4 protein-coding genes and 1 pseudogene are annotated in these 8,001 nt (G+C 53.5%); all 5 read left to right on the forward strand.

The window, feature by feature from the left end:
- Positions 1–240: pseudogene (locus HMPREF3050_RS00855) on the forward strand (hypothetical protein); the annotation flags it as partial.
- A gap of 150 nt (positions 241–390) precedes the next feature.
- Positions 391–1,920 carry an ABC transporter permease gene (locus HMPREF3050_RS00860; RefSeq protein WP_070773138.1) on the forward strand — a complete coding sequence of 510 codons (1,530 nt, stop codon included), beginning with the start codon at positions 391–393 and terminating at the stop codon, positions 1,918–1,920.
- A gap of 194 nt (positions 1,921–2,114) precedes the next feature.
- Positions 2,115–4,424 carry a DNA topoisomerase IV subunit A gene (parC, locus tag HMPREF3050_RS00865; RefSeq protein ID WP_070773139.1) on the forward strand — a complete coding sequence of 770 codons (2,310 nt, stop codon included), beginning with the start codon at positions 2,115–2,117 and terminating at the stop codon, positions 4,422–4,424.
- Positions 4,425–4,588: 164 nt separating this feature from the next.
- On the forward strand, positions 4,589–6,178 hold the full coding sequence (locus tag HMPREF3050_RS00870) for a sensor histidine kinase (protein WP_003765319.1): 1,590 nt from the start codon (positions 4,589–4,591) through the stop codon (positions 6,176–6,178).
- Positions 6,171–7,775 carry a sigma-54-dependent transcriptional regulator gene (locus tag HMPREF3050_RS00875; RefSeq protein ID WP_070773140.1) on the forward strand — a complete coding sequence of 535 codons (1,605 nt, stop codon included), beginning with the start codon at positions 6,171–6,173 and terminating at the stop codon, positions 7,773–7,775. Before HMPREF3050_RS00870 ends, HMPREF3050_RS00875 begins: the two co-directional genes overlap by 8 nt.
- Positions 7,776–8,001: the final 226 nt, after the last annotated feature.

Here is an 8,001-nt window from a genome sequence, read left to right on the forward strand (position 1 = left end):
CTATTTTCAGAGGAATTTTGTTGTTACCCTCAACTGGATGGCAAAGATTATATGATTTATTTATATAAAATTTATCAAAACAAAGAAAATGGTGAGTTGAAACTAATACCTTCAAGTCATATCTTGGGTGAGAACGCATCAGGATTTAATGGCATATCTGATCATAAAATAGAATTTAAATTAAAAAATATCAGGGAAATAAAAAAATATTTAAATAAGAATAAAGCGATTCTTAAGTAATGTGTTGAGTAGGTACAGATTGAGTTGAAAGCCTATGAAAGTTTTCAGACGACCTCTTTATTAATGGCGTTCATCTCATGTCTGCTTTTTCAGACGACCTTTGCTTCGTATCCGTTACAATATCTGTTTTAAACCCTGCCTATCCGTTCCATGAAAACTCTGTTTCGTTTGTTTCCTGCCACTGTTTTGCTTGCGCTGCTGCCTTTGGGTTTCTTGGCGGTGATGGTGGTTGCGCCATTAGTGGCGATGGCGGCTTATGACGGGTCGGCTTGGTCGTTGGTATTGGCTGATGATTATATGCAGCATCGCTTGGTTTGGACGGTGGTTCAGGCGGCGGTCACTTGTGTGCTGGTTTTATTGCTTGGGATTCCGGTGGGGTGGTCGTTGGCGAGGTTGTCGTTTCGCGGGAGTGAGATGATTTTGCGGCTTTTGATGCTGCCGTTTGTGATGCCGACTTTGGTAGTCGGGGTGGGGGTGTTGGCTTTGTTCGGGGCAAACGGTGTGTTGTGGGGGGGCTGGCAGGATACGCCGTATTTGTTGCTTTACGGCAATGTTTTTTTCAACTTGCCTGTGTTGGTGCGCGCGGCGTATCAGGGTTTTTTGCAGGTGCCGCAGGCGAGGCTGCAGTCGGCGCAGACGCTGGGTGCGGGGGCTTGGCAGCGGTTTTGTTTTGTGGAATGGCCGGTGTTGCGCCCTTGGCTGGCGGGTGGGGCTTGTTTGGTATTTTTGTATTGTTTTTCGGGTTTCGGACTGGCTTTGTTGCTCGGCGGCAGCCGTTATGCGACGGTCGAGGTGGAGATTTATCAGTTGGTGATGTATGAGCTGGATATGGCTCAGGCGTCGGTTTTGGTGTGGATGGTGTTGGGCGTGACAGCATTGGCGGGGCTGCTGTATGCGTATTTGAGCCGGCAAACGGCTTCTGATAAGGCGGTTCGTGCGTTGCTGCCGCATCGCCCGCAATCTTTCGGCGAACGTGTTTTGCTGGTTTTTTCTTTAATGATCTTGCTGCTGTGTTGCCTGTTGCCTTTGGCGGCGGTGGTTTTTCTGGCGGTATCGGCAGGCGGGTCTTGGGGTGTGTTGTTGGAACAGGAAACCTTGGCGGCGGGATGGAATACGCTGCGGTTTTCGGGGATGGCGGTTTTGACGGCGGTGGTGCTGGGGGTGATGTATGCGGCGGTTGCGCGACGGGTGGCGTGGGTACGCGGTTTGGTGTTTTTGCCGTTTATGGTTTCGCCTGTCTGCATTGCCGCCGGTATATTGCTGCTTTATCCGCAATGGACGGCATCGCTGCCTTTGTTGGTTGCCACTTATGCGCTGCTGGCGTATCCGTTTGTGGCAAAAGATGTGCTGGCGGCTTGGGACGATTTGCCTGAAGATTATGTGTCGGCTGCGCGCGGCATGGGGGCAAATGCTTTTCAGACGACCTTGTATGTGACCGCTCCATTATTGAAACCTGCTTTGCGACGCGGTCTGACTTTGGCGGCGGCAACCTGTATCGGCGAATTTGCCGCCACGCTGTTTTTGTCGCGCCCCGAATGGCAGACGCTGACCACTTTGATTTATTCGTATCTGGGTAGGGCAGGGGAGGACAATTATGCGCGGGCAATGGTGTTGACGACGGTTTTGATGTTGCTGTCGCTGATGGTGTTTTTGCTGCTGGACGAACGTGAAAAGACTTGATGTCTGCTTTTGAAATGTAGCATGATATTTATAGAGGTCGTCTGAAAACATTTCAGACGACCTCAAATCCATTTAGATTGTCAGCAATTCCATTCAAAAATAAAAAGATACGCGGCGAAACCATGCCCCGACATTTTTATTTTCATTCGCTATCCTTTACAATACCTTCCTTTATCTTTCATTCCAGCTTCCTTATGAACAAACACGTTTCCGTCCCATCCCCCGTCGGCGAAGACTACCTGCTATTAGGTCAGTACGCCGAACGTGCCTATCTCGAATACGCCATGAGCGTGGTCAAAGGCCGCGCGTTGCCTGAAGTTTCAGACGGCCAAAAGCCCGTGCAGCGGCGCATTTTGTTTGCCATGCGCGATATGGGTTTGACGGCGGGGGCGAAGCCGGTGAAGTCGGCGCGCGTGGTCGGCGAGATTTTGGGTAAATACCACCCGCACGGCGACAGTTCCGCCTATGAAGCGATGGTGCGCATGGCGCAGGATTTTACTTTGCGCTATCCCTTAATCGACGGCATTGGCAACTTCGGTTCGCGCGACGGCGACGGGGCGGCGGCGATGCGTTACACCGAAGCGCGGCTGACGCCGATTGCGGAATTGCTGTTGTCCGAAATCAATCAGGGGACGGTGGATTTCGTGCCGAACTACGACGGCGCGTTTGACGAACCGCTGCACCTGCCCGCCCGTCTGCCCATGGTGTTGCTCAACGGCGCGTCGGGCATCGCGGTAGGCATGGCGACCGAAATTCCGTCGCACAATTTGAACGAAGTCACGCAGGCGGCGATTGCGCTGTTGAAAAAGCCGACGCTGGAAACCGTCGACCTGATGCAATACATCCCCGCGCCTGATTTTGCCGGTGGCGGTCAAATCATCACGCCGGCGGACGAATTGCGCCGGATTTACGAAACCGGCAAAGGCAGCGTGCGCGTGCGTGCGCGTTACGAAATCGAGAAGCTGGCGCGCGGGCAATGGCGCATGATTGTGACCGAACTGCCGCCGAACGCCAATTCCGCCAAAATCCTTGCCGAAATCGAAGAGCAAACCAACCCGAAACCGAAAGCGGGTAAAAAGCAGCTCAACCAAGACCAGCTCAACACCAAAAAGCTGATGCTGGATTTAATCGACCGCGTGCGTGACGAGTCCGACGGTGAACATCCCGTGCGTCTGGTGTTCGAACCGAAATCCAGCCGCATCGATACGGATACCTTCATCAACACGCTGATGGCGCAGACTTCGCTGGAAGGCAATGTGTCCATGAACTTGGTGATGATGGGGCTGGACAACCGCCCCGCGCAGAAAAACCTGAAAACGATTTTGCAGGAATGGTTGGATTTCCGCGTCGTGACCGTAACACGTCGTCTGAAATTCCGTTTGAACCAAGTGGAAAAACGGCTGCACATCCTTGAAGGCCGTCTGAAAGTCTTTCTGCACATCGACGAAGTGATTAAAGTCATCCGCGAATCAGACGACCCGAAAGCCGATTTGATGGCGGCGTTCGGGCTGACCGAAATTCAAGCGGAAGATATTTTGGAAATCCGCCTGCGCCAGTTGGCGCGTTTGGAAGGTTTCAAACTCGAAAAAGAATTGAACGAGTTGCGCGAGGAACAAGGTCGTCTGAATATTCTTTTGGGCGACGAAAACGAAAAACGCAAGCTGATTATCAAAGATATGCAGGCGGACATGAAGCAGTTTGGCGACGCGCGCCGCACGCTGGTGGAAGAAGCAGGACGCGCGGTGCTGACACAAACCACCGCCGATGAACCCATCACGCTGATTCTGTCGGAAAAAGGCTGGATACGCAGCCGTGCCGGACACAACCTCGATTTGAGCCAAACCGCATTCAAAGAAGGCGACCGCCTCAAACAAATCCTTGAAGGCCGCACTGTTTTGCCTGTCGTCATCCTGGATTCATTGGGCAGAACCTACACGCTCGATGCCGCCGAAATCCCCGGCGGACGCGGCGATGGCGTGCCGGTTTCATCGTTAATCGAGCTGCAAAACGGCGCGAAACCCGTCGCCATGCTCACCGGACAGCCCGAGCAGCACTACCTGCTCTCAGGCAGCGGTGGTTACGGCTTCATCGCCAAGCTGGGCGACATGGTCGGACGCGTGAAAGCGGGCAAAGTGGTGATGACCGTGGACAGCGGCGAAACCGTCCTGCCGCCGATTGCCGTCTATGCTTCCTCGCTCATCAACCCCGATTGCAAAATCGTACTGGCAAGCAGCGACCACCGCCTCTTGGCGTTTTCCATCGGCGAACTCAAGGTCATGCCCAAAGGGCGCGGTTTGCAGTTGATGTCGCTGGCCGACGGCGCATCGCTGGAACACGTCCTCGTAACCACGGCTGCGGAATTCATCGTTGAAACCGTCGGTAAGCGCGGTGCGGCGCATCAGGAAAAATTGCGCATTTGCGACATCGAGGGCAAACGCGGCAAAAAAGGAAAGGTTTTGGACATCTCAGGTCGTCTGAAAACCTTATCCGCAGCTTCCGAATAAGCAACAGAGGAAACGATAACACATTGAAAACCTAGAAAACACGGTCGTTTTATGTTATGCTGACAAAATTAAAAAAATATTTACGACCGTCTGCGGAAATATTGCAGAACGATTTCAAAAACAGGTACTAATAATGATAAAAATAAACAAAAAGGGTTGCGGATATGAGTAAGTCCGGCTTTCAGGAACTGGGAAACCTGAGCGAGCGGATACCCGGTTTAATCAATATTGCCCGCATTGCCATCGTGCTGCCGCTGTTGGTCATGCATGCTTTCGGCGTTTACAGCAATGGTACCCATATCGGCATGTCATTCCCTCCCGTCGAATTTTACAGCTGGGCAGCGCTGTATTCTTTCCTCATCTTGTTATCCGTCGCCCGTCCGGACTGGCAATGGCAGACTTTGGATTTGCCCAATGCCAGCGCAGTCGTCGATATTTCGATGATGATGATACTGGTGTATATCGCCGGCGGAGTCGATTCGGGCTTCGGCATCCTTGTCCTTCCTTTCGTCGCGACGTCCTGCCTCCTCAGCTACGGACATTACCCCATGCTGTACGCAGGCTACGCGTCCATGCTGTTCTTCTTCAATCTGCTGCTCGACGGCAGCATCCGCCTGCATCCGTTTGATTGGGATACGCAGCCCCTGATTACTACGGTCCTGCTCTGCGGCGCGTGTTACCTCGTTGCCATGCTGACTTCGTTCGCCGCCCGCTATCTGGAGCAGGCGACCGAATCCGCCAGCCGCCATCAGCTTGCCTACCGCCGCATCAGCGGGTTGAACCGCCTCGTCCTCAACCGCGTGCAGGAAGCCGTTATCGTCATCGACAGTACCCAGCGCGTCTGGCTTTTCAACAAACAGGCAAAAACCTATTTCCCCGGTTTGGTGGTTGACCAGCAGGAAGTCGTGTTCGGCGAATTGGTTACACGCTGGCAATATCATCCCGACAAACCGTTTGAAACCGATATCCACATCTTCCAACACGCCATGCACGTCCGCGCCGTCCCGCTGATTCAGGAACAGACGGAACTGCTCATGCTGTATGTCCGTTCGCTGCGCGAAGTCGCAGCGGAAGCCATGTCCACCAAGCTCACTTCGCTCGGACAGCTTACCGCGAACCTCGCCCACGAAATCCGCAATCCGATGTCCGCCATCCGTCATGCCAGCGATTTGCTGCAAGAAAGTGATGACGATGCCGAACCCGATCCCGTTAAAGCCAAGCTTTGCGGCATCATCGACAGCAACATCCAGCGCATCGACAAAATGTTGGAAGACATCTCCCTGCTCAACAAGCGCGATAACATCAGCCGCGAGCCGATCAACCTGATGAAATTCTGGCTCGACTTCAAACAAGAGTTCACGCTCAACAATTCCGAAGCCATCGGCTGCCTGCGCATGAATATGGACGGCAACAACCTTACCGTCCTCGCCGATGTGATGCACATCCAACAAATCATGTGGAACCTCTGCAATAACGCATGGCGGCACAGCCGTCAGGACGAGAACGCGATTACCGTCCTGATCCGCCCCAGCGGCAGGATGCACATTTCCATCGTCGTTGCCGATAACGGCAAAGGCATTTCGCCCGAAGTCCGCAACCATCTCTTCGAGCCGTTCTACACCACTGAAAAACAAGGTACGGGATTGGGATTGTACGTTGCCCGCGAACTGGCACACGCCAATATGGGTCAACTCCATTACCACCCCGAAATGAACGGATTCGAACTGATTTTACCGAGAGAACACAATGAGTAAGCTGCAAGACCCAGTATTGGTCGTCGACGACGAGGCCGACATCCGTGACTTGATGGAAATGACGCTGATGAAGATGGGACTGCGCGTGCAGACCGCCGTCGGCGTAGAAGATGCCAAAGACAAGCTCGACAACAACGACTATTCCCTCGTCTTGACCGATATGCGGATGCCCGACGGCTCCGGCCTCGAAGTCGTCCAATACATAGACGAACTCATGCTCGACACCCCCGTCGCCGTCATTACCGCCTTCGGTAATGCCGACCAGGCGGTCGAAGCCCTTAATGCGGGTGCGTTCGACTACCTGCAAAAGCCGATTACCCTTTCCCAACTGCGTTCGCTGGTTAAATCCGCCGTTTCTGTTTCCAACAGCACCGACGAAATTGCCCAGCCGCCAACCGAAAAACCGTCCGCGCCCGTCGCTGCCGCATTCAACAAGCCCAAAACCCCACCCAAGCCGCCCAAACGCGACTTGAGCGGTTCTGTCTCCGTACCCGAAAGCCTGCGTTCCATGAAAGAACGCTTTGCCACCGGCGAAATCGCCATGCGTGCGAACGAAGACGTTCCAGAATTGGGCGGCGAAGAAGATATGCCGCGGCTGCTCGGCAGTTCGCCCCAAATGGTCGAAGTCCGCCACCTAATCCGCCGCCTCGCCCGCAGCGGCGTGCCCGTTTACATTTCCGGCGAATCGGGTACCGGTAAAGAACAGGCTGCGCGTACCATCCACGAATTGTCCGATCGTGCCGACAAGCCCTTTATCGCGGTAAACTGCGGCGCAATCCCTGAAAACCTGATGGAAAGCGAGTTCTTCGGCTACAAAAAAGGCAGCTTTACCGGCGCCGATCAAGACCGTCTCGGCTTCTTCCAACACGCCGACGGCGGAACGCTGTTCCTCGACGAAGTTGCCGACTTGCCGCTTGCCATGCAAGTCAAACTCCTGCGTGCCATCCAAGAAAAAGCCGTGCGCCGCATCGGTGATGCCCGCGAAACTTTCGTCGATGTCCGCATCATCTGCGCTACCCACAAGAACCTTGAAGCCCTCGTTGACAGCGGCGCGTTCCGCCAAGACTTATATTACCGCCTCAACGTCGTTACCCTGCATATGCCGCCCCTGCGCGAAATGCGTGAAGACTTGGGGGCGCTGATTTTGTACCTGCTTTATAAACACCGCCACGGTACGCAGACCTACAAACTCAGCCCCAAAGCGCAAGAAGCCCTGTTGCATTACAGCTATCCCGGCAACTTCCGTGAACTCGAAAACATCCTCGAACGCGCCGTCGCCCTGACTGTCGGACAAGTTATCCAGTTGGATGATTTGCAAATCCAAAACACGACGACGCCCAAAACCGACCATCCAAACCTCAGCCTTGACGACATCGCCGATTCCGAAACACGAAAAGGCGAAAATTTGGATCACCAGCCGCTTCCGCCGTTTGACCCGCGCACCATGCAGATTCAAGATTACCTTGACCAAATCGAGCGCGGCATTATCGAACAAGCGTTGCAGCAAACCCGTTACAACCGCACTCAGGCAGCCAAGCTTTTGGGCATCAGCTTCCGCTCCATGCGCTACCGTATGGAACGTTTGGACATCAATTAAGCTTGCACTTTGTATTGTCTGCACGGTTAGGAAGCAAGACCCGAATATGTGCTTCAAATCTCAAACCGCGTATCTGCCATTCAGTCGGATACGCGGTTTTTGGCGTCCGTTGTGCGCAGGGGTCGTCTGAAAATTTTCAGACGACCTCTCTGTTTTAGGAGATTTGTGGATAAATACGGTTGAATATAGTGGGAGACCTTTGCAATAACATGGGTTACTAAAATTT

This window comes from Neisseria sp. HMSC065D04 (assembly GCF_001815675.1).
In the GTDB taxonomy this organism is placed as follows: domain Bacteria; phylum Pseudomonadota; class Gammaproteobacteria; order Burkholderiales; family Neisseriaceae; genus Neisseria.